General features: G+C 63.1%; 21 protein-coding genes and 1 tRNA gene. 10 read left to right on the top strand and 12 right to left on the bottom strand.

Translation table 11 applies throughout. The features are described from left to right. The first annotated feature begins 12 nt into the window (after positions 1-12). Positions 13-642: a DedA family protein gene (locus QCE73_RS31620; RefSeq protein WP_035507231.1), complete on the top strand. Its 630-nt coding sequence runs from the start codon at positions 13-15 to the stop codon at positions 640-642. Between the two features lie 50 nt (positions 643-692). Further along, a tRNA-Sec gene (locus QCE73_RS31615) sits at positions 693-788 on the top strand. Positions 789-811: 23 nt separating this feature from the next. On the opposite strand, the gene QCE73_RS31610 is transcribed toward QCE73_RS31615, so the two are convergent. Genes QCE73_RS31610 through QCE73_RS31600 form a run of 3 tightly spaced genes read right to left on the bottom strand, consistent with a single transcriptional unit; the run spans position 812 to position 2,747 of the window. Continuing rightward, positions 812-1,555, bottom strand: a complete 744-nt coding sequence (locus QCE73_RS31610; protein ID WP_309884997.1) for a glucose 1-dehydrogenase — start codon at positions 1,553-1,555, stop codon at positions 812-814. A 9-nt stretch (positions 1,556-1,564) separates the two neighbouring features. Then, a complete protein-coding gene (locus QCE73_RS31605) occupies positions 1,565-1,963 on the bottom strand; it encodes a DUF427 domain-containing protein (RefSeq protein WP_309884996.1) in 399 nt (132 codons plus the stop codon). 37 nt (positions 1,964-2,000) lie between these two features. Beyond that, positions 2,001-2,747, bottom strand: a complete 747-nt coding sequence (locus QCE73_RS31600; protein WP_309884995.1) for an SDR family oxidoreductase — start codon at positions 2,745-2,747, stop codon at positions 2,001-2,003. A gap of 203 nt (positions 2,748-2,950) precedes the next feature. Between QCE73_RS31600 and QCE73_RS31595 the strand changes: the two genes are divergently transcribed. Then, the gene (locus tag QCE73_RS31595; RefSeq protein ID WP_309884994.1) at positions 2,951-3,835 is read left to right on the top strand and encodes a LysR family transcriptional regulator; all 885 of its coding nucleotides are present in this window, start codon (positions 2,951-2,953) and stop codon (positions 3,833-3,835) included. A 260-nt stretch (positions 3,836-4,095) separates the two neighbouring features. After that, entirely contained in the window at positions 4,096-4,404 is a 309-nt protein-coding gene (hfq, locus tag QCE73_RS39460) for an RNA chaperone Hfq (RefSeq protein WP_051627102.1), read from the top strand. Positions 4,405-4,413: 9 nt separating this feature from the next. On the opposite strand, the gene QCE73_RS31585 is transcribed toward hfq, so the two are convergent. The 3 genes from QCE73_RS31585 to QCE73_RS31575 form a co-directional block, all read right to left on the bottom strand. After that, a complete protein-coding gene (locus QCE73_RS31585) occupies positions 4,414-4,854 on the bottom strand; it encodes a MarR family transcriptional regulator (protein WP_309884993.1) in 441 nt (146 codons plus the stop codon). A 20-nt stretch (positions 4,855-4,874) separates the two neighbouring features. Beyond that, a complete protein-coding gene (locus tag QCE73_RS31580; RefSeq protein ID WP_309884992.1) occupies positions 4,875-6,770 on the bottom strand; it encodes an FAD-binding monooxygenase in 1,896 nt (631 codons plus the stop codon). Between the two features lie 126 nt (positions 6,771-6,896). Beyond that, positions 6,897-7,793, bottom strand: coding sequence for a LysR substrate-binding domain-containing protein (locus QCE73_RS31575; RefSeq protein ID WP_404989844.1), 897 nt, complete (start codon positions 7,791-7,793; stop codon positions 6,897-6,899). A 155-nt stretch (positions 7,794-7,948) separates the two neighbouring features. Here QCE73_RS31575 and QCE73_RS31570 point away from each other — a divergent pair, with 155 nt between their 5' ends. Continuing rightward, positions 7,949-9,115 carry a mandelate racemase/muconate lactonizing enzyme family protein gene (locus QCE73_RS31570; RefSeq protein ID WP_309884990.1) on the top strand — a complete coding sequence of 389 codons (1,167 nt, stop codon included), beginning with the start codon at positions 7,949-7,951 and terminating at the stop codon, positions 9,113-9,115. Between the two features lie 18 nt (positions 9,116-9,133). Here the strand turns inward: QCE73_RS31570 and QCE73_RS31565 are convergent, their stop codons facing one another. Next, a complete protein-coding gene (locus tag QCE73_RS31565) occupies positions 9,134-10,414 on the bottom strand; it encodes an EAL domain-containing protein (protein ID WP_309884989.1) in 1,281 nt (426 codons plus the stop codon). After that, positions 10,411-13,149, bottom strand: coding sequence for an ATP-binding protein (locus QCE73_RS31560; RefSeq protein ID WP_309884988.1), 2,739 nt, complete (start codon positions 13,147-13,149; stop codon positions 10,411-10,413). The genes QCE73_RS31565 and QCE73_RS31560 overlap by 4 nt, the downstream gene beginning before the upstream one ends. A gap of 217 nt (positions 13,150-13,366) precedes the next feature. Here QCE73_RS31560 and QCE73_RS31555 point away from each other — a divergent pair, with 217 nt between their 5' ends. The 4 genes from QCE73_RS31555 (at position 13,367) to QCE73_RS31540 (ending at position 16,948) form a co-directional block, all read left to right on the top strand. Then, a complete protein-coding gene (locus QCE73_RS31555; protein ID WP_309884987.1) occupies positions 13,367-14,515 on the top strand; it encodes a helix-turn-helix transcriptional regulator in 1,149 nt (382 codons plus the stop codon). 214 nt (positions 14,516-14,729) lie between these two features. After that, positions 14,730-15,242, top strand: a complete 513-nt coding sequence (locus QCE73_RS31550) for an AmiS/UreI family transporter (protein WP_035507354.1) — start codon at positions 14,730-14,732, stop codon at positions 15,240-15,242. A gap of 72 nt (positions 15,243-15,314) precedes the next feature. Next, a complete protein-coding gene (gene fmdA, locus QCE73_RS31545; protein ID WP_035507248.1) occupies positions 15,315-16,547 on the top strand; it encodes a formamidase in 1,233 nt (410 codons plus the stop codon). A gap of 68 nt (positions 16,548-16,615) precedes the next feature. Next, positions 16,616-16,948 (top strand): FmdB family zinc ribbon protein, encoded by a 333-nt coding sequence (locus tag QCE73_RS31540; protein WP_035507250.1) that lies wholly within the window; start codon positions 16,616-16,618, stop codon positions 16,946-16,948. Here the strand turns inward: QCE73_RS31540 and QCE73_RS31535 are convergent. The 4 genes from QCE73_RS31535 to QCE73_RS31520 all read right to left on the bottom strand — a co-directional run bounded on the left by QCE73_RS31535 (position 16,938) and on the right by QCE73_RS31520 (position 20,791). Next, complete coding sequence (locus QCE73_RS31535) at positions 16,938-17,909, bottom strand: HEAT repeat domain-containing protein (RefSeq protein WP_309884986.1); 972 nt, start codon at positions 17,907-17,909, stop codon at positions 16,938-16,940. The genes QCE73_RS31540 and QCE73_RS31535 overlap by 11 nt on opposite strands. A 13-nt stretch (positions 17,910-17,922) precedes the next feature. Then, a complete protein-coding gene (locus QCE73_RS31530) occupies positions 17,923-18,168 on the bottom strand; it encodes a ferredoxin family protein (protein ID WP_035507254.1) in 246 nt (81 codons plus the stop codon). Between the two features lie 11 nt (positions 18,169-18,179). Continuing rightward, positions 18,180-19,916, bottom strand: a complete 1,737-nt coding sequence (locus QCE73_RS31525; RefSeq protein ID WP_309884985.1) for a fumarate reductase/succinate dehydrogenase flavoprotein subunit — start codon at positions 19,914-19,916, stop codon at positions 18,180-18,182. A gap of 68 nt (positions 19,917-19,984) precedes the next feature. Next, complete coding sequence (locus QCE73_RS31520) at positions 19,985-20,791, bottom strand: GntR family transcriptional regulator (protein ID WP_309884984.1); 807 nt, start codon at positions 20,789-20,791, stop codon at positions 19,985-19,987. A 157-nt stretch (positions 20,792-20,948) separates the two neighbouring features. On the opposite strand from QCE73_RS31520, the gene QCE73_RS31515 reads away from it, so the two are divergent. Then, entirely contained in the window at positions 20,949-21,563 is a 615-nt protein-coding gene (locus QCE73_RS31515; RefSeq protein ID WP_309884983.1) for an alpha/beta hydrolase, read from the top strand. The last annotated feature ends 91 nt before the right edge of the window (positions 21,564-21,654 follow it).

Raw genomic sequence — 21,654 nt, 5'->3', positions numbered from 1 at the left:
GAGAGGTGCCGATTGATCCAGATTCCGCCGTCGGCGATCGTGCAATGGGGCAGCGCGGCCGTGTTCGCGAATGTCCTCTTGACGCGTCTTGGCGTGCCGCTGCCGTCCGCGCCGTTGCTCGTGTTCGCGGGCTCGGCCGTGGCTAGCGGACGATTGTCCTTCGCGCACGTGCTCTTCGCCGCGCTGTGCGGCGCATTGCTCGGCGACAGCGTGTGGTTCTCGGCGGGGCGCATCTACGGGCGGCGGCTCGTCGCGGCGCTGTCGAGACGATCGTATGCGGTCGATAGCGGCATGCGCACGACGGGCGAGTTGTTCGAGCGGCACGGCGCGCCGATCGTCGCGGTATCGAAGTTCGTGCCGGGACTCGGGCTCGTCACGCCGCCGCTGATGGGCACGACGCAGATCGCGGTGCTCGCGTTCTTCTTCTGGGATACGGCGGGAATCGTCGCGTGGGCGTCGTTCTGGCTCCTGGGCGGCGCGCTCTTCGAGCATCAATTGCATCTCGCCGTGCTCGCGCTCGAATCGCATGGCGCGACGGTGGTGGATGTGCTCGTGGCGGCGGCGTTGCTGTATTGCATTTATCGATTGATGCGGCGCAGACAGCCGCGTGCGCACCCGCATCCCGACGATAGCGGCGGGTGACGACGCGCCGTTATAATCGGACGCCCGGACGGATTCTCGCCGTGGGTCAGGGAAGGCATCCGTATCCGGTGGTGCGGCCGGGCTTCAAACCCGGTAGGGGGTGTCAGACACTCTCTGGTCGGTTCGACTCCGGCTGCCTTCCGCCAGTTGGTCTTCTTGCGAAGACGCGTCATGCCGCCGTTCGGCCGCCGTTCACGCGCAGCACTTCCCCCGTCATGAAACTGGCCGACGCCACATACACGATCGCATCGGCGATTTCCTCCGGGGTGCCCGCGCGCCTGAGCGGCACCGTGTCGAGAAACGCGGCCTTGCGCTCCGGCGTCTGCGTGAGCCGGTCGAGCATCGGCGTTTGCACCGGTCCGGGCGCGACGGCATTAACGCGCACGCCGAAAGCGGCGGCTTCCAGCGCCCCGGACTTCGTCAGCCCTTCGACTGCGTGCTTGCTCGCGACATAAAGCGATGCGCCCGCCGCGCCGCGCGCGCCCATCGTCGAGGACACGTTGACGATGCTGCCGCCGCGTTGCGCCGACATCACGCGCAGCTCATGCTTCATCGCGAGCAAGGTGCCGAGCACGTTCGTCTCGAACACGGCTGCGTAGCGCGCGGCCGTCTGCTCGACGATGGGCATCGATTCGCCTTCGATGCCCGCCGCGTTCACCGCGATATCCAGCCTTCCGAAGCGCGCGACCGCATATTCGACGAGCGCCTGCACGTCCTCTTCGACGCGCACATCGGCCTCGATGAACTCCGCTTGCGCGCCGAGCGAGCGCAGCGTGTCGGCGAGCGCGTGACCTTCGTCCACGCGCCGGCCTGAAATCACGACGTTGGCGTTCGAGCGCGCGAAGGCGAGCGCGCTCGCGCGGCCGATGCCGCTCAGCGCGCCTGTGACGAGTACCACTTTCTGGTCGTTCATGCCGGTTCCTTATGCATGTTCTTCGATCGAATCGACGCGATCGGTGTAGAACGCGAGGTGCTCGCGGATCGGCTCGACCGCGGAATAGGGCGCTTCGTAGGTCCAGACCGCATCGACCGAGCGCTCACCGCCCGAGGCGATCGAGAAGTACGCGGCATCGCCCTTGTATGGGCAGTAAGTCGCGTGGTCCGTGCGTTCGAGCTGGGCCATGTCGACATCCTTTCTCGGGATGTAGAACACAGGCGGATAATGCGCTTCGCGCAGTGTCAGCGCATCGCGCGTATCGGCGACGATGCGCCCCGCGATGGTAACCACGACGCGCGAAGGATTGCGCTCGATCGTGATCGGATGATCGGGTCCGGGAATCTTCACGGCTCGCGCCGTGTTCGTGATAGTTGTGCTGGACATGCTGATGCTCCTGAATTAGTTCGGATAACGAAAGTAATTAGAGTTTCGATCCGCCATCGACGCGCAGCGTGTCGCCCGTGATCCAGCGCGCCTTGTCGGAAGCGAGGAAGGTCACCGCGCCGGCGATGTCCTCAGGCTGCGCGATGCGCTTCAGCGCCTGAAGGCCCAGCGTGTAGTCGCGGCCTTCGTCGGTGCTTGCGAAGCTCGACATGTCGGTCGCGACGACGCCCGGCGCGACGGCGTTCACGCGCACGCCACGCTCGCCGAGCGCGGACGCGAAGTGCCGCACGAGGGTATCGACCGCGCCCTTCGTCGCTGCGTACGCGGCCAGCTCGCCGACCGACGCGCGCGCCGCCAGCGACGAAAGCAGCACGACGCTGCTGCCGTCGGTGAGCATCGGCAGAAGCTGCTGCACGAGAAAGAACGGCGCGCGCACATTGACGGCGAAGAGCGCGTCGAAGTCTTCGACCGTCGTATCTTCGATGCTCGCGGCTTTCGCGATGCCCGCGTTCGCGACCAGCACGTCGAGCCGTCCGCCGACCACAGCGCGCACCTGGCTGGCGAGCGTATGCGGACCGTCGGCGCTGCGCAAATCGGCGGCGACTTTCTGCGCGTGTCCGCCGCTCGCGATGATTTCAGCGACGGTCGAATCGGCGGCCGCCTCGTTGCTGCTGTAATGCACGAGCACGCGTGCACCGGCGCGGCCCAGCGCGAGCGCGATGGCGCGGCCGATGCCGCGGGATGCGCCCGTGACGAGCGCGGCTTTTCCGGTGAAATCGTTCATGACGAGACTCCTTGCTTTGCATGAGGGATAGCGGGCGATAACTTCGGCGTATGGCTGAAGAACCGCCTTGCTGAAACCGACAGTGCTGAATGCGACTGCTGATGAGCAATCTAGCCCTCGCTTGCGCAAAGAAAAAAGACTTTGTAGGCTGGCGGGTATGCCTCAAAAGCATGACCCGCGAACCGGACAGAACAGGAGGGACGATGGAGCTGCGCCATCTGCGTTATTTCGTTGCCGTCGCGGAAACGGGCAGCCTCACGGTCGCCGCCGAGCAGCGGCTGTTCACGTCGCAGCCATCGCTCAGCCGGCAGATTCGCGATCTGGAGGACGAAGTGCGGGCGGAACTATTCAGCCGCAGTGCGCGCGGCGTCGAGCTGACGGCATCCGGCAAGGCATTTCTCGACCATGCACGGCTCGCGCTGGCCCAGGTCGACGCGGCCGTCGAGGCGGCGCGCCGCGCAGCGAGTCCCGCCAAACAGGTGTTCGCACTCGGCTTTCTGACGGGGCAGGAGATGACGTGGCTGCCTCGCGCGATGCGCGTATTGCGCGACGAGTTGCCGAACATCGACGTGACGGTATCGAGCGGCTACTCGCCCGATCTCGCCGACGCCGTGGCGCGCGGCAAACTCGACCTCGCGTTCGTGCGCAGGGAGCCGGGGCTGGACCTCGAATATCACGTGGTCCATCGCGAGAAGCTCGTCGTGCTGATGCCGAGCGATCACAGGCTGACGGCGAAAAGCGCCATCGGGCCGTCGGATTTGCGGGGCGAGACCTTCGTCATGGCGTCGAACAAGGCGCGTGTCCTGCACGATGTGGTCGCGGAATATCTGCGGGAAAACGGCATCGATCCGAAGCCTGCGCATGGCGTCGACAATCTCGCGATGGCGATGTCGCTCGTCGCGTCGACGCGCGGGGTTTCGCTGATGCCCGAATACGCGAACAATCTGCTGCCGTGGTCGGTCGTGAGCCGGCCGCTGGAAGGCGAAGCGCCTACCGTCGATCTTGCGCTCGGCTACAGCCGTTCGAATGCATCGCCGGTGCTGAAAATGTTTTTATCCAGAGCGGATGAACTGATTGCCGCAAACTGAGCGACCGACGCCGAAGCGCCGCGGCTTAAGGGAAAAGTGCGTATAAAATGGCTGATTGTGAGAATAAAATTTCCACGCGGTCGGTGGTTCGCGTGGTTGAACACATCGTTGCACCACGGGATTTTTCTTTTTCGGTGACGGCCGCGCCGGAAAGGCGATAATGGCTCATCGAGCAAATACATACTGGACAGGGACGCAGGCTCCGCTGACGGAGAAATACGTCGGCCAACGGTCCTTGTACGGTTCAACATGGATCATCAATGTCCAATAGTCTTCCCGGTATTCAAGGCGATTTTCTGAACGCACTCAGGAAAGAGCGCAAACGTGTCGCGATCTTTCTGGTCAACGGAATCAAGCTGACCGGCCATATTCAGTCGTTCGATACCTACATGGTCTACCTCAACTCGACCAGTGGATCGCAGGTGCTTTTCAAACACGCGATCTCGACGATCTGCGAGGATCACGGTCCGGCCGGCCGGCCGAATTTTCACGACAAATCCGGCCCGCGTGACAATTCAACGCGTCCGGGCGCCGGCGGCAGACCGAATCGGACTCGCGGACCGCAGTAAGCGGCCGCCTTATTCGCGCGGCGGCAGTAAGGCCGAGAGCAGCCGCCGCAACTCCGCGCTTTCCCGCGCGGTCAACCTCGTCGTGAGAATGCGCTCGACCTCTTCGACACGCGGGCGCAACGCGGCCAGTTGCTTCTTGCCGGCCGCGGTGAGAAAGAGCACATAACTGCGCTTGTCGACGGGATCGTCGGAACGCTCGACGAGGCCGTTGCGGACCATCCGCGCGACCAGATCGGCGATGGTCGAACGGTCCACGTCGAGTTCATCGCCGAGTTGCCGCTGGTTGACGCCGGGCGTCCTGTGCAGGATTTCGAGCGCCGCGTACTGGACGCTCGTGATTTCGGCGGAGACTTCGCTGAGCCACACCGCAACGTGGCGCTGCTGGGCGCGGCGCACGAGGCTGCCCGTGAATGTCGGGCGCACTTCGGGCTCGTTTTTATTGATCGGCAATTTCGCAGTGTCGGAGTGGGTTAGTGCGTGCGGAAGATCGGCCGGAAGAACGCGGCCAGTTCCTCGTAGGCATCGAGCGGAAGAACGTGGGCGACGTATTGATCCGGACGGACCACCACGAGTGCGCCCCGTTCGCGATCGACGGCGCGCTCGCCGAAGATATCAGTCGCTGCGTCGTTCGTAAATGCCTTCTCGTAGTCGATGAGACCGTGGCGTCCCTTGCGCGGAAGCAGAAGCGCGGGCAGGTCTTCGACACGCACATCGCGATGAGGCTGCTGCAGCACCGCGCGCAAATCGAGCACGCTGTCGATGTCGGCATCCTCTGGCGTGACGCGCCGCAAGACGGAATCGGGCGAGGTGGCGAGATGTTGGCATAGCGCGTCGAGCGCGACGCCTTTCGCATCCGCGAACGCGTACAGACGCCAGCGACCATCGGCGCGGGCCGCGTGTCCGAGATGAGCGGGCTTTGCATCCGCGACACGAACGACCGGCGATGAGTGAAAGCGCGTCCCGATCACGAAGCCTTCGGCGAGCGCCTGATGCGTTGTATCGCCCGTCAGTACGCCGGGCCGGTAATGCGTCGCGAGGCCGGCCGTATATCGGCCCGCACGCACGAAATACGCCTGAAGCTCAGCAGGATCGACGCCGCCCGCTTCCGGCCGATTCGGATCCTTCGGCGGCGCGGCCATCATCGCGGACCATTCCTTGTCGAAATCGATCAACGCTTTCGCGATGGGCTGACGCTCATCCGAATACGTGCGCAACAGGTCCGCGTCGCTGCGCCCCTGCAAGACCGCGCCGAGTTTCCAGCCGAGATTGAAGCCGTCCTGCATCGACACGTTCATGCCCTGGCCGGCCTTCGCGCTATGCGTGTGGCAGGCGTCGCCGGCGATGAACACGCGCGGATCGCGAGAGGTTCCATCGGCCATGAGCGCATCGTCGAAGCGGTCGGTCAGACGCTGGCCCACTTCGTACACCGAGAACCACGCGACTTCTTTCACATCAAGCGAATACGGATGCAGAATGTGCTGCGCCGTTTCGATGATGCGATCGACGGAAATCTGCTTGATGCCGTCACGATTCTCCGGCGTGACCTCGCCGAGATCGACATAGAAGCGAACCAGATAGCCGCCCTCGCGCGGAATGATGAGCAGATTGCCCTTGCTTGCGGACTGGATCGCCGCCTTCAGCCGGATGTCCGGGAAGTCGGTGACGGCGAGCGCATCCATCACGCCCCATGCATGGTTCGCCGCATCGCCGCGCAGCGTTTGTCCGATGGCCGTGCGCACGGCGCTGCGGGCGCCATCGCAACCGACGACATAACGCGCGCGCACAGTCACTTGCTCGCCGAGCCGCGCTGCATCGGTGCGGCGCAACGTGACGCGCACCGGAAATTCGTGCGCATCGTCGCGTTGAATGTCGATGGCTTCGAGATCGTAATCCGGCTCGATTCGCTCGGGCGAACGACGCATCACATCGAGGAGATAGTCCTGCACACGCGCCTGATTGACGATCACGTGCGGAAATTCGGACATGCCTGTTTCGGTATCCTGAACACGACCGGTACGCTTGATTGCATCGCGATCATGCGCGTCGGGCCGCCAGAAGACTGTCTCGTTGACCCAATAGGCCTCGCGCAAAAGGCGATCGCTGAGTCCGAATGCATTGAACATCTCGACGGTGCGGCATGCGACGCCATCCGCCTGTCCCATCAGCAACGGACCGCCGCGACGTTCGACGATGCGCGTTCTGATCGACGGAAATTGCGACAGTTGCGCCGCCAGCACGAGTCCCGCAGGACCGCTTCCGACGATGAGCACGTCGACCGTCTCGGGCATCTCGACGCGCGGTGCGCCCTCGGCCGCCGGTTCGATCGTGGGATCGCCGACACGGAAACCGTTCAGATGAAATTGCATGATGTCTTCCTCCATTGCTCAGCACGTCTGTGTGTGATGAGAAATATACTCCGTACACCAACTATTTGAAAATGCTTTTGTGATGGATGTTTACCCTGATGCGGGGCCGCACAGGGTTTCCGTTGCTCACCTCTTCGGAATGCGCTTTTTCTTCTCGCGGAGTTCGGCGCCTGCGTCGACCGGCGTAAAGGGCGCCTGGAACCGATTGATCAGGAAATCGATGAACGCGCGAGCCCGGGCCGTCTGATTCTTCTGCCGGGGGTAATAGACGAACAGGTCGGCGGAAGGAAGAACCGTGTTCGGCAGGACGAGATGGAGCCGTCCGCTCTGCACGTACTTCGCGAGGTCCCATTCGGAACGAATCAGAATCCCGTGGCCGTCCAGCGCCCAGCGAAGAGCGATGTCGCCATCGTTGCTCGACAGCGCCCCTTTGACCTTGATGGCCTCGATGTGATCGTTGACGATGTAGCGCCATACGCCGTATGCGTCATCGTTCTGCCGATGAATGATGCACCGATGCCGGGCCAGATCTTCGACGCGCTCCGGCGTCCCGTGTTTTTCGAGGTATTTCGGCGACGCGCAAAGGAAGCGACGGTTGCTCATGATGCGTCGCGCGCTCAGGCGGCTATCGGGCAATTCGCCGAACCTGATGGCCATGTCGAACGCGCCTTCGACCAGATCGACGGGGCGGTCCGTCACTTCGAACTGAACCTCGACGCTCGGAAAGCGCCTGGCGAACTCCGATACGAGCGGGGCAATCGTCGTCCTGCCGAACCCGAGCGTCGCGTTGATACGCAAAAGCCCTTGCGGGTCGCTTTTCGCGCCTGAAATCGCCTCTTCCATTTCGCGGACCTGCCCGACGATCTGCGAGGCGTATCGCAGGTACGTCTCGCCTTCGGGTGTGAGGCTGACGCTGCGAGTCGTTCTGTTGACGAGCCGCGCCCCCAGCCGCCCCTCGATGACGCCGAGCCGCTTCGTCGCCGCGGGCGGTGACAGGTCGAGCGCGCGCGCCGCTCCGGACAGGCTTTTCAACTTCGCGAGAAGAACGAAAAACTCGAAATCGGAAGTCGGGTCAGAATTCACTTTGGGTGAAGAATGAAATGAAATTAAGTGCAGTGTAGCAGCGCATTTTGCGGATAAGCTAGGTCCACATCGCAATGAACACAGGAGACAGTGCCGTGAGAATCGTTGAAATCCGCGAAAAGACCGTTCCCATCAGTTCCCCGATCCGCAACGCTTATATCGACTTCAGCAAGATGACGCTGAGCCTCGTTGCCGTCGTGACGGATGTCATCCGAGATGGCAAACCGGTGATCGGCTATGGCTTCAATTCCAATGGCCGCTATGGTCAGGGCAAGCTGATGCGCGAGCGCTTCATTCCCCGCATTCTCGAAGCCGATCCCTCCACGCTGGTGGACGACATCGGCGACAATCTCGACCCGCACAAAATCTGGGCGACGATGTTCACGAACGAAAAGCCCGGCGGTCATGGCGAGCGTTCGGTTGCCATCGGCACGATCGATATGGCTGTGTGGGATGCAGTCGCCAAGATCGAAGGCAAGCCGCTGTTCCAGTTGCTCGCCGACCGTTACGGCGATGGCAATCCGAATCGCAAAATCTTCGTGTACGCGGCGGGCGGTTACTACTATCCCGGCCAGGACCACGAGAAGCTGAAGGACGAAATGCGCAGCTACATCGATCGTGGTTATACGGTCGTCAAGAAGAAGATCGGCGGCGCGTCGCTCGACGAAGACCTGCGCCGCATCGATTCCATTCTGAGCGTTTTGCAGGATGGGCAGAAACTCGCGGTCGATGCGAATGGCCGCTTCGACCTCGACACGGCGATCCGGTACGCGAAGGCGCTCTCGCAATACGATCTCTTCTGGTACGAGGAACCGGGCGATCCGCTCGACTTCGAACTGCAGGCGACGCTGCGCAACTACTACGACAAACCGATGGCGACAGGCGAAGACCTGTTTTCCATGCAGGACGCGCGCAACCTCATTCGTTACGGCGGCATGCGTCCCGACCGCGACTGGCTTCAGTTCGATTGCGCGCTGAGTTACGGGCTCGTCGAATATCTGCGCACGCTCGACATGCTGCGTCAGCATGGCTGGTCCGCGAGCCGCTGCATTCCGCACGGCGGCCATCAGATGTCGTTGAACATCGCCGCTGGACTCGGCCTTGGCGGCAACGAATCGTATCCCGACCTGTTCCAGCCATACGGCGGCTTCCCCGATGGAGTCAAGGTCGAGAACGGTCACATCACGATGCCGGACCTCCCGGGCATCGGCTTCGAAGGCAAGTCCGACCTCATCGCCGAGATGAGGAAGTTGTCCGCATAAGATTCATCGGCGGTAGCGCTAAACGGGCCGTGCCGCCGCGAGCGCGTCGCCTTGCCCGAGATCGCAGCCTTCCCATCTGAAGAACTGGAGGTCCTCGCTGTTCGACAAGCCATCCGCGATGGCGCTGACGCCGAGCGTATGCGCGAGCGCGATGATCGCGCGTGCGACCACCGCGCGCTCATGTCGATGCGTGACGTCCCTGACGAACTTCGAATGAATCTTGATGCGATTCGGCCGTAGCGCCTGAAGATCGAAAAGCGACATGCGTTCGAGGCCGAAGTCCACCAGCGTGATCGACACGCCGAGCGCCTGCAACGCGCGTGCAGCGAGACGGCGCGCGCCGAGCGATGGACCGCTGAATTGCAGATCGAGCGCTTCGCCTTGAAGGCCGGCTTCCGCGAGACACGTCTTCACCATCGTGATTAGTTGATCGTCGGTGAGATGCTTCGACAGAAGCGGTATCGAGATGCGCGGCGCGGGCTCTTCGCCGCTATCGCGGCAACCGTGTGCGAGCACGCATGCGCGGCGAAGCATGGCTTCGTCGAGCGATTGAAGCAACGCGGCATCGTCGGTCAGCATGGCAATCCGCCCGGCCGACAGCGCGCCTTCGCGTGAAGGCCATGCGGCCTGCATCTCGACACCGCTCACAGCGTTCGATGCGAGATCGATCTGCGGCAGCGCGTGCATCGACCACGCATCCGATCGAAGCGCGGCTTCGAGATCGTCGCGGATTCCGCGCTCATGTTCGCGATCGATCGGTCCGCCGCTGTCGTCGATCGTGGACGCCGTCGCGAGCGTTTGAGCGCTGCGCAACGCCTTGATCGTCTCGTACGTGCGAAGACCGGTGACCACGATCGATGTCAGTTTCTGCGCGGTCAGTTCGGTCTTCAGAAAGTAGCCGTTGATCTCGTAGCGGGTGATCACGTCGCGTTCCGGCGCCATGCCGGGCTGACCGGTGCGCAGGATGATCTGCACGTCGCGGTCTTCGAGCGTGTCGCGGATATGGCGCACGAGTTCGAGGCCGGCATCGTCGGCTTCCATCACGACGTCGAGCAGGATCAGCGCCGTGCCCGGATGCGCGGCGAGATACGCACGCGCCTCGGCGGCGGACAGCGCGCTCGACAACTCGATGGGCCTGCCCGAAAACGCGGCATCGGCGAGCACGAGGCGCGTGACTTCGTGAATCTCGGGTGCGTCGTCGACGAGCAGCACGTGCCAGGGCGGAGCCTGCGGTCCCGCGAGCTTGCGCGATGCATCGGCATGCGCGGGTTCGCTGCGCAACCATGAAGGCGCGGTCATTGTCTTTCTCCCTGGCCCGGTATGGTTTGGATCGCACCGTCATGCGAGCGCGCGGTGAGCGGCAGCGTGACGGCGAACACGGTGCCCTTGCGCACGCCGTTGCGCACCGCGAGCGTGCCGTCGAGCGCGCGCGTGACGAGCGCATACGCGAGATGCAGCCCGAGGCCGCTGCCGCCCGAACCGCGCCGCGTCGTAAAGAACGGCTCGAAGATGCGCTCGTGCAGTTCGTCGGGAATGCCGGAGCCGTCGTCTTCATGTTCGAGCACGACATGCGTGTCGCCCGAACGCCGCGCCGAGATGACGATATGCCCGACCTCGCCCGGCGCGAACGCATGCACGAGGGAATTGAGGATCAGGTTGGTGAGCACTTGCGCGAGCGGGCCGGGGAACGAATCCATCAGAATGCCGGGCGGACAGTCCACGCGCAACGATACGCGCGTGCCGCGCAGTTTGGGCTCGACGCTCAGCACCGTTTCGCGAATGTACTCGCCGAGATCGAAATGACGTCGCGCCTCGCTGACCTGATCGACGGCCACCTGCTTGAAGCTTTGCACGAGGCGCGCGGCGCGATCGGCGTTGGATAACATGAGGCGCGTCGACTGGCCCGCGTCGCGCAGATAGCTGCCCAGTGCTTCCTCGGTGAGATCCTGACGCCTGAGACTGTCGCTGATGCCCTCGGTCCGATCCCGCAGATACGATGCCGCGCTCACGACGATGCCGACCGGCGTGTTGATCTCATGCGCGACGCCCGCGACGAGACCGCCGAGCGCGGCCATGCGTTCCGATTCGACGAGTTCCTTGCGCGTCGCTTCGAGGTTGTGCAGCGACTGAAGCAAGTCGCCTTGTGCGAGTTCGCGGCTCTCCTGAGACAACACGATCCACCACGCGCCGAACGCGAGCAGGGGCAGCGTGGCCGCATAGGTGTGAAGCAGCACATCGGCGATCTGGCCGCGCGCCGCTGCATCGGCGATTTCGATCAGGCGATACGACAGCAGATACACCGCGCCCGTCGCGGTCGATGCAATCACGAACAAGCCGAAGAAGCGCCCAATGCGCCGCCCGAAATGCGGCGCGAGCGTGCTGGGTCCGGGCGGCTCCGCGAGTTCCTCGGCGGTCGCTGCGGCAGGCATCTTGCATCGATCGCGGCAGTGGTTGTCGAGACCGCAGCACAACGAGCAGATCGAGCCTTGATTGAACGGACACCACGCCATGTCGGCGGCTTCGTAATCGCGCTCGCAGATGCAGCAGCGCACGAGTTGCGTGCGCGGCATATCGGCGTGTTGCTCGTCGACGCGCGCGATGTAATAGCGGCCGCCTGTCGCGTAGGCAATTGCAATCGCGCTGACGAAAGCGAGGAATAGCGCGATGAACGCGGAATACGCACGCGCGTAATCGCCGAACAGGCCCGCGAACGCACAGGTCGATACGACCGACGCAATCAGCATCGCGCCGCAGCCGACCGGATTCACCTGATAGAGATGCGCCCGCTTGAACTCGATGCGGCGCGGACTGATCCCGAGCGGCTTGAGCACGACGAGGTCCGCGACGAGCGCGCCGAGCCACGCGATCACGAGATTCGAATACACGCTCAACACGGTTTCGAGCGTCTTGAAGATGCCGAGCAAGGTAAGCAGCAACGCGATCATCACGTTGAACACGAGCCATACGACGCGTCCCGGATGATAGTGCGTGAGGCGCGCGAACACGTTCGACCACGCGAGCGAACCGGCGTACGCATTGGTCACGTTGATCTTCACCTGCGAGATCACGACGAAGAACGTCGCCACCGCGAGCGCCAACGCAGGGCTCTCGAATACATGCCGGTACGCGGTGACATACATATGCACCGGCACGACGGCATCGACGGCGGGCACGCCATCTTCCAGTGCGAGCACGGCAAGCAGGCTGCCGGCGAGAAGCTTGAGGCCGCCGACCACGATCCATCCCGGGCCGGCCGTGAGCATCGCGGTCCACCATGCGAAGCGGTTGCGCGCCGTGCGATCGGGCAGAAAGCGCAAGTAGTCCACCTGCTCGCCGATCTGCCCCATCAGCGAGAACAGCACGCCGGCGGCCGTGCCGAACAGCAATACGTCGATGCCGCCGCCGCGCGCCTGCGCATTCGCGCCGATGCCCGCAAACGCGGCCCATCGATGCAGCACGTCCGGGTCCTTCCACAGAATGAAGGCGAACGGCGCGACGAGCAGAATCGCCCAGAGCGGCTGCGTCCACATCTGCAGCTTGTTGATGAGCGTGACGCCGAAGAACACGAGGGGAATGATCAGCAACGACGACAGCAGATAGCCGATCACGATATTGATGCCGGCCGCCAGTTCCAGCGCCTGCGCGAGTATCGCGGCTTCGAGCGCGAAGAAGATGAACGTGAACGACGCATAGATCAGCGAGGTGATCGTGGACCCGACATAACCGAAGCCCGCGCCGCGCGTGAGCAGATCGATATCGACATTGGCTTCGCTGGAGTAATACGCGATCGGCACGCTGACGAGAAAGATCAGCGCGCACACGACGAGTATCGCGGGAAATGCGTTATGAAAACCGAAGCTCAATGTGATGCTCGCGCCGATAGCTTCGAGCGCGAGAAACGAGATGCCGCCGATCGCGGTATTGGCGAGCGTCGATGGCGACCAGCGCCGATAAGAGCTTGCTGCGTAACGCAACGCGTAATCTTCGAGTGTTTCGTTGGCCACCCAGGACTGATAGTCGCGTTTGATTCGCATGAGGGTTGGCCACCGGATCAGCAAGCCATTCGATTGAACGAGTCGATTATTCGCTCAAAGCTGCAATGCCGCAATATTGCCGCGAAAGCTTCCGCTATTGCGCAGCCGGGTTTGTGCCGATTGACCCCGATGGTGCGTCTGCCAACACTGGCGGGCAGACCTTCGTGTGTTGTTGCAGCTCTTTCCCGACGCCTTCATTTTCCGTTTCGGAGCAGACATGACGCCGCTGTTTGCGAGCGCCGTGGCACCTGTCGCCGGCGACGACCTTGTTTATCGCGTACACGCAGCGGGCGATTCCGACGACGCCTGGTGCGCCGTGCTCGCGCAAATCCGCGAGCGTTTCCGCGCACGCTGGGCCGCGCTCTCGCGTCATAGCTTTGCGACGCGTCAAGGCTTCGCGCTGTATTCCGCGCCGCGCGATCCGCAACTCAGTGCGGCGCTATCCGATTACGCTTCGCGCAATCCGTGGTTTCTGTCGAGCGATGCCTATCGGGAAGGCCGCGTGATGGCGGGCGATGAACTGCTCAGCAATCGCGAGCTCGTCAAAACCGACTTCTATCGCGGGCTTTTATTGCCGCACGGGCTTTATCACAGGCTATGCGGCGTGATTGCGCGACGCAACACGCTCGTCCATTACCTCGACCTGCATCGCGGTCCCGATGAGCCTCGCTTCGGCCCGCGTGAACGAAGCGCGTTCGCGGCGCTCTTGCCGCACATCACGCTCGCGCTCGACTTGCGCTGGCGTCTGCGCGAAACGGACGACATGAATCGCGCGTTGCGAAGCATCGTGAACACACATGCGCGCGCGGCGATGCTCGTCGATTCGAACGGGCGCATGGTGTTCGGCGGCGATGGCGCGCAGAACGCGTGCGAGTCCGTGGCGGGACTGCGTATCGAGGAAGGGCGCATCGCCGCGGCGACGCACATCGACGATCGCGTGTTGCAGGAAGCGATCGCACGCGCCACGCATGCATCGGCCGATGCGGACGAGCGCGCTGCGCAGGTGCTCTCGCTTTCGGCGCCGGGCCAGTCGCAGCCGAGCGTCATTTCGATCCGCGCGGCGGGCTCCGTGTTCAGCGCGGAGTTGGGCGAGATGCGGCGTCTCGCGATCGTCACGGCGCTCAATGTGCCTTCGGAAGACGATCACGCCGATTGCGCGTTCGTGCGGCAGTTCGGTCTCAGCCCGGCGCAGGCGCGCATGAGTTCGCTGATCGTCACCGGTCATTCCATCGCGAGCGCGGCGCGTGAACTGCACGTATCCGAGAACACCGCGCGCAGTCATCTCAAGCAAATCTTCCAGAAGACCGACACGCACAGCCAGATGGAACTCGTCCATCTGCATGGCCGCATCTGCTTATCCCTCTGATCTGAAACCTCACCCATTTGGGTGAGGCCGCATGCCCCGGATGGGCGAATCAAATTCCTCGCGCTGGGGGATTCGCGCCTGGTGGCGCGTCCCTATCATGAGTCCTGTCCCAAGCCGCGATGTCCGCGCATCGACGCTGGCAGGCGTGCATCGTGAACCCATTTTCGAACGCAGACACCTTGCGCCGCCTTGCGTGCGCGATGAGGAGAACACCATGCTGGGTTTGTGTTTGCTGTATGTCGGCGCCGTGCTGTTTCTCAATGGGCTCTGGCTGCTCGGAAAGATCGGCGATCGCGAGATATGGGTCATCAATGTCTTCGCGGGCGGCATCACCTTGCTCGCGTCGCTGAAGCTCGCATTCGGCGCGGGCGCGGATGCGACATCGATCAAGGCGGCCGCGCTCACCTTGCTCTTCACGTTCACGTACTTCTGGGTGGCGATCAATCGCTATAACGGCGCCGATGGCCGCGGGCTCGGCTGGTTCAGCCTGTTCGTCGCGATCACGATCATTCCGGTCGGCATCGATTCGATCACGCACGCGAGTTCCGCGTGGTCCGTGTGGTTCGCGCTGTGCTGGTTCGGCTGGGCGTTTCTGTGGCTGCTGTTCTTCGTGCTGCTCGCGTTGCAACGGCCCATCGTCAAGCTGACGGGCACGGTCACGGTGATCGCCGGCATTCTCACGGGCTGGCTGCCCGGATATCTCTTGCTCAATGGCACGCTGAGTTAGTCATGCTTCAACCGAAGTGCTGTCCCTATGCCGGCATGCGAGCCGGCCTGATCCGACAAGGAGACATACGTCATGGCTGAAACGCTCATCAAGGTCGACCTGAATCAATCCGCATTCGACAACGAGCAGGTGCACAACCGCTGGCACCCCGACATTCCGATGACCGCATGGGTCAAGCCCGGCGACGAGTTCATTCTCGAAACCTACGACTGGACCGGCGGCTTCATCAAGAACAACGATTCGGCCGACGATGTGCGCGACATCGATCTGTCGATCGTCCACTTTCTATCGGGACCGGTCGGCGTGCATGGCGCCGCGCCCGGCGACCTGCTCGTCGTGGACCTGCTCGATATCGGCGCGAAGGCGGAGAGTCAGTGGGGCTTCAACGGCTTCTTCTCGAAGAAGAACGGCGGCGGCTTTCTGACCGATCACTTTCCGCTCGCGCAGAAATCCATCTGGGATTTTCACGGGCTCTATACGACGTCGCGCCATGTGCCGCAAGTCTCGTTCGCCGGCCTGATTCATCCGGGACTGATCGGCTGCCTGCCCGATCCGAAGCTGCTCGCGACATGGAATCAGCGCGAAGTCGATTTCATCAAGACGCAGCCCGATCGCGTGCCGCCGCTCGCGAATCCGCCGTTCGCCGCGACCGCGCACATGGGCAAGATGACGGGCGATGCACGCGAAAAGGCCGCGGCCGAAGGCGCGCGCACGGTGCCGCCGCGCGAGCACGGCGGCAATTGCGACATCAAGGATTTGTCGCGTGGATCGAAGATATTCTTTCCGGTGTATGTGGAAGGCGCGGGACTTTCCGTCGGCGATCTTCACTTCAGCCAGGGCGATGGCGAGATCACCTTCTGCGGCGCGATCGAAATGGCGGGCTGGGTCCATATGCGCGTGAGCGTAATCAAGGACGGCATGGCGAAGTACGGCATCAAGAACCCGATCTTCAAGCCGAGCCCGATCACGCCGCGTTACGACGACTACCTGATCTTCGAAGGCATCTCGGTGGACGAAGCGGGCAAGCAGCATTATCTCGACGTGCATATCGCGTATCGCCAGGCATGTCTCAATGCAATCGAGTATCTGACGAAGTTCGGCTACACGCGCGCGCAGGCGTATTCGATTCTGGGAACCGCGCCGGTGCAAGGGCATATCAGCGGCGTCGTGGATATCCCGAACGCATGCGCCACGTTATGGCTGCCGACGCAGATCTTCGACTTCGACATTCGTCCAAACGCCGATGGCCCGGTCAAGGCGGTGAAGGGCGGCGTGGATATTCCGCTGTCGCAGGACAAGGCCTGAGTTCATGAGAGTCGAAAGGCGCGCTGCGATGCCTGCCTCGCGCCTTTCCTGCACGGAGTGCGAGATCGATGCCGATCTATCAATACGAATGTGAATCGTGCGGCAGCTTCGACGTGATGCGCAGCATCGCGGATCGTGATCTGCCGCATCTTTGTCCGGAATGCGGCGTGCAGACCATCCGCGCCATCACGAGCACGGCGATGCTTTCATTGATGCCGCAAAGTCAGCGCGACGCCTACGCGACCAACGAACGCAGCGCGAACGCGCCGACGAGTTCGAAGAGCCTCGGCTATCGACACGGCCCGGGCTGTGCCTGCTGCAAGCCGAAAGCGTCATCGGCCGATGCCGCGCGGCCATCGATGAAGTCGCCGGCCGGGCGTCCGTGGATGATCAGTCACTGACGCGATGTGAGGCGATCCGCTCGCCGATCTGCGCAATCGCGATACGCACGGCCTTGCGCACTTCCGGATCGCCATCAGCGAGCGCGGCTTCGAGCACGGCCAGCGCATCGGTATGGCCGAGTTCGCCGAGCGCGAGCGCGGCTTCCTTGCGCACGTTGCTGATCGGGAAAGTCAGCAACGCCGATACCGCGTGCATGCTCGCGGCATCGCGCAAACGTCCGAGCGTGCGCGCGGCTTGTAACGTGACCTGCCAGTATTCGTCGGCGAGCGCGCGTTCGAGTGCATCGCGGGCGGCGGTGAGACGTAGTTTGCCGAGCGTCGCCGCCGCTTCTTCCCGCACGCGCCATGCTTCATCCGACAGCGCATGCGTCAACGTGACGAGCACGCTATCGTCCGTGGCGAATCCGAGCGCGCCGACGGCGGCGTGCCGCACATCGGCGGATGTATCGTTTTGCGCGAGTTGCGTCAATCGCTCCAGCGCATGCGTATGACGCAGCCATCCGAGGACGCCGACAGCCTCACGCCTCACGAGCGGCGACGCATCCGATAACGCCGTCAATGCAGGCGCGGCCGCTTCCGGCAAACGCAATTCGCGCAGCGCGCGCAGCAGCGCCGCGCGCTTGAACGCATCGGCATCGGCGTCGGCGAGATGCGGCAGCAGCCGTTCGCCCACAGCGGGATCTTTCAGCGCAGTGAGGCTTTCGGCTGCCGCTTCGCGCGTGCCCGCGTCGCTATCGGTGAGTGCGGCGCACAGCGCATCGACGGCTTCGTTCGTATCCCATGCGCCGAGACGTTGCGCGGCCGTGCGACGTACATCGGCATTCGCATCGTGACGCAAGGCATGGGCAAGCGAGGGCAGCCACGTTTCGTCTTCGAGATCGGCGGCTTCGATCACGGCGAGACGGCGCACGGCGGCGTCGTCATGCGCGAGGCGATCAAAGAGGGTGTCGGTAACCGTCATGAGGCAACTCTCGTCATCGAAGAAGATACGGAATGTCGACATGCACGGCATTGGTCGGACAATCGCGCTCGCAGGGCATGCAATACCAGCATTCGTCGAACTTCATGAATGCCTTGCCGGTTTCGGGATCGATCGCGAGCAGGTCCATCGGACAGACGTCGATGCAGACCGTGCAGCCCTTGTCGGCGATGCACTTGTCTTCGTCGATCATCACGGGAAGGCTCGAGCGCATACGCGCTTCGCGGGGCACGAGGGCCATTTCTTTCTCTCCTATGCAGCGACCGGCTGCGACGTGCGAGCCACACGCAGACGCGAATACGCGCCGCGCTCGGACTCGTCGACGGGAACCACATACGGTTCCACGGGTTTCTTGAACGAGGTCATGCGCCCCGTTGCATCCTTCTTCAGATGCGCATGGTAGAACCATTCGGCATCGTTGCGCTCGGGATAATCGACGCGATGGTGATAAAGACCCCAGCGGCTCTCCGTGCGAAAGAGCGACGCGCGCGCGGCCATTTCGGCGCAATCGAGAATCGCGGCGACTTCGGCGGCGCGCATCAGTTCATGCGGATCGGCGGCGGCGAGTTGCTCCACGTCCTCGCGGATTTCGGCAAAACGCTGCAGGCCAATTTCCATGCGGCGCGTGACCTTCGGCGGCTGCAGATAGTCGTTGACGAACCGGCGCAGCTTGTATTCGACCTGCGATGGCGGCAGGCCATGCGTGCGCGACAGCGGCGCGAATATGCGATCGCGTTCGCGCCCGATCTGCGATGCATCGAGCGCCGGCAATGCGCGGCCCGCGACATGCGCAGCCGCGTCTTCGCCCGCGAACCATCCGTAGGTGAACGCGCCGAGCATGTAGTTGTGCGGCACGGCCGCCATGTCGCCCGCGGCGTAAAGTCCTTGCACGGAGGTGCGCGCGTGCTCGTCGACCCATACGCCCGATGCGCTGTGCCCGCTGCAAAGGCCGATCTCCGAGATATGCATCTCGATCATGCGCGTGCGATAGTCGTTGCCGCGTCGCGCGTGAAAGCGTCCGCGGCTCGGCCGCTCGTTGGTGTGCAGGATCGTCTCGATCGTCTGAATCGTTTCTTCCGCGAGATGGTCGAGCTTCAGGAACACCGGGCCGTTGCCGCTCTGGAGTTCCTGATAGAACTCCCACATCATCTGCCCGCTCCAGTAATCGCATTCGATGAAGCGCTCGCCTTTGCCGTTCGCCGTATAGCCGCCGAGCGGACCGGTCACATACGCGCACGCCGGGCCGTTGTAATCCTTGATGAGCGGATTGATCTGGAAGCATTCGAGGTTCGCGAGTTCCGCGCCCGCGTGATACGCCATTGCGTAACCGTCGCCGGCATTGGTCGGGTTCTCGTAGGTGCCCATCAGGTAGCCCGATGCGGGCAAGCCCAGTCGTCCGGCCGCGCCGCAACAGAGAATCACGGCTTTCGCACGAATCACGTAGAAATCGGCGCTGCGGCAATCGAAGCCCATCACGCCCGCGATTTCGCCGTTCGGGCCGTTGAGCAAGCGCGTCGCGACGATACGATTCGTGATCTCCACACGCGCCCGTTTCAACTGGCGGTAGAGCACCTTCTTGACATCGTGGCCTTCGGGCATCGGCAGCACGTACGCGCCCATGTGATGCACCTTGCGCACGGCATAGTCGCCGGTGTGATCCTTTTCGAACTTCACGCCCCAGCGGTCGAGTTCCTCGATCGTCGTGAAGCTGTGGCGCGCATAGGCGTAGATCGTGGCCTGATTGACGATGCCGTCGTTCGCCACGGTGATTTCCTTCGTGTACTGCTCGGGCGTCGCGTGGCCGGGAATGATGGCGTTGTTCAGACCGTCCATGCCCATCGAGATCGCGCCGCTGCGCTTCACGTGCGCCTTGTCGATGAGCAGCACGCGCAGGCTCGGGTCGCGCTGCTTCGCCTTGATGGCGGCCATCGGGCCGGCCGTGCCGCCGCCAACGACGACGATGTCGTATTCGAGTTCGTGGGTTTGCATGATCTGGAATCGTTACTTGTTATGACAAGTTAGGACCAGATTCTAGAAGCCCGCGAAGCGCGAGGGAATCAATTGTTTTTGCTTTGCTTCTGCCTGTTTCGAATAACGCGCGGCGCGCTTGCGGCCGACCGTTCGCGATCGATGCGCAGCCGGTATTGAAACGTATCGCCGCGGAAGTAGAGGTATTCGAAGTCGATGGGCTTGCCGTCGGCATCGTGCGTGAGGCGCTCGATACGCAGGAGCGGTGCGCCTTTCTTCACGTCGAGCGCATCCGCGATGTCCGGCGCGGCGGCTATTGCATCGATGGCGAGATCGGCGTGACCGAGCGGCACGGCGCAGTCGTTCTCCAGCATCAGGAAGATATCGCGCGTCGCGAGTTCCGCGCGTTTCAGGCGTTTGCCGAGGGCTTCGGGCAGAAACGTGACTTCGTACGAAACGGGCGAGCGATTGAGCAGGCGCACACGATGAATCTCCGCGACCCCGCTGCCTTCGGCGAGACCGAGTTGCGCCGCGACTTCCGCAGGCGCGGGCACGAAGCGCAATTGCACGACGCGGTTGATGATCTCGTGTCCGCTCTCCGACATCGCTTCCGCGAAACCCTGCAACGATGTCACGTTCTGGAACGTCTTCGGCTGCGACACGAACGAGCCTTTGCCGTGCACCTTGAAGATCAGCCCTTCCTTTTGCAGATCGCCGAGCGCCTGACGGATCGTGATGCGGCTCACGTCGAACATCGCCATCAGCTCGCTTTCCGAGGGCATGCGGCTCATCGGCGGATAGCGGCCATCGAGAATGCCGGTGCGCAGCACGTCCTTGATCTGCGTGTAGAGCGGAACGTGCGATTCGGGCGAGATGGACGGGCGACGGGTGGACATGAGCGATGGAAGGGCAGAAGGCGGCTGCTGCGAGTTGCGATTATAGCGGCGGGTTCCGGCTGCATCGCCATAAACAAATGACGAAATATTGGTTAGCCGCATCCGCGCGCTGCCCGAGAATGGAGCCTGACTAGTTCGAGTCGAGCGAGGACCGAAGATGAATGAGCGCAGCGCGCGGGACGCAGGAACGTCGAGCTTGCCGGTCACGCTCGTGACCGTGCCCGGATTGCATGGCAGCGAGGATGCGCACTGGCAGAGCTGGCTCGAGCGCGAGACGCCCGGCGCGCGGCGCGTCGAGCAGCGCGACTGGAACACGCCGAATCTCGCCATCTGGAGCGACGCCGTTCGCGACGTGCTCGCGAGCATCGACGGTCCTGTCGTTATCGCGGCGCATAGCTTCGGATGTCTCGCGACAGCCCATGCGCTGTCGCACGCGGGCGCGTTTCAGGCGCATGCCGCAAACGTGAAGGGCGTGCTGTTCGTCGCGCCCGCGAGTCCGGCGAAGTTCCGTTTCGCGGGCGCGTTCACCGCACGCCGACTCGACACGCTGTCGCTCGTCGTCGGCAGCGAGACCGATCCGTGGATGCCGCTCGACGATGCGCGCACGCTCGCGCAGCGCTGGAACAGCGCGTTCGTGAATCTCGGCGATGCGGGGCATATCAATACATCGGCGGGATTCGGGCCGTGGCCGCTCGCGAAGCATTTCGTCGAAACGCTCGCGCGGCGTGCATCGCCCGAATACGAAGAAGAGGAAGCGCGCGCGTACGGCTGATATCGCGGCGCAAGGATGTGTGTAGGATGCATGGCCGCCTTCGGGCGGCCTTTGTTCGTTGGCGTGGTTCGAACCCTGTCTCTGGAGAAAA

The sequence above is a fragment of the Caballeronia sp. LZ029 genome (assembly GCF_031451275.1).
Lineage (GTDB): Bacteria > Pseudomonadota > Gammaproteobacteria > Burkholderiales > Burkholderiaceae > Caballeronia > Caballeronia jiangsuensis.
Note: the sequence above shows the minus strand (reverse complement) of the source record. Positions and strands in the feature narration are given on the sequence as shown.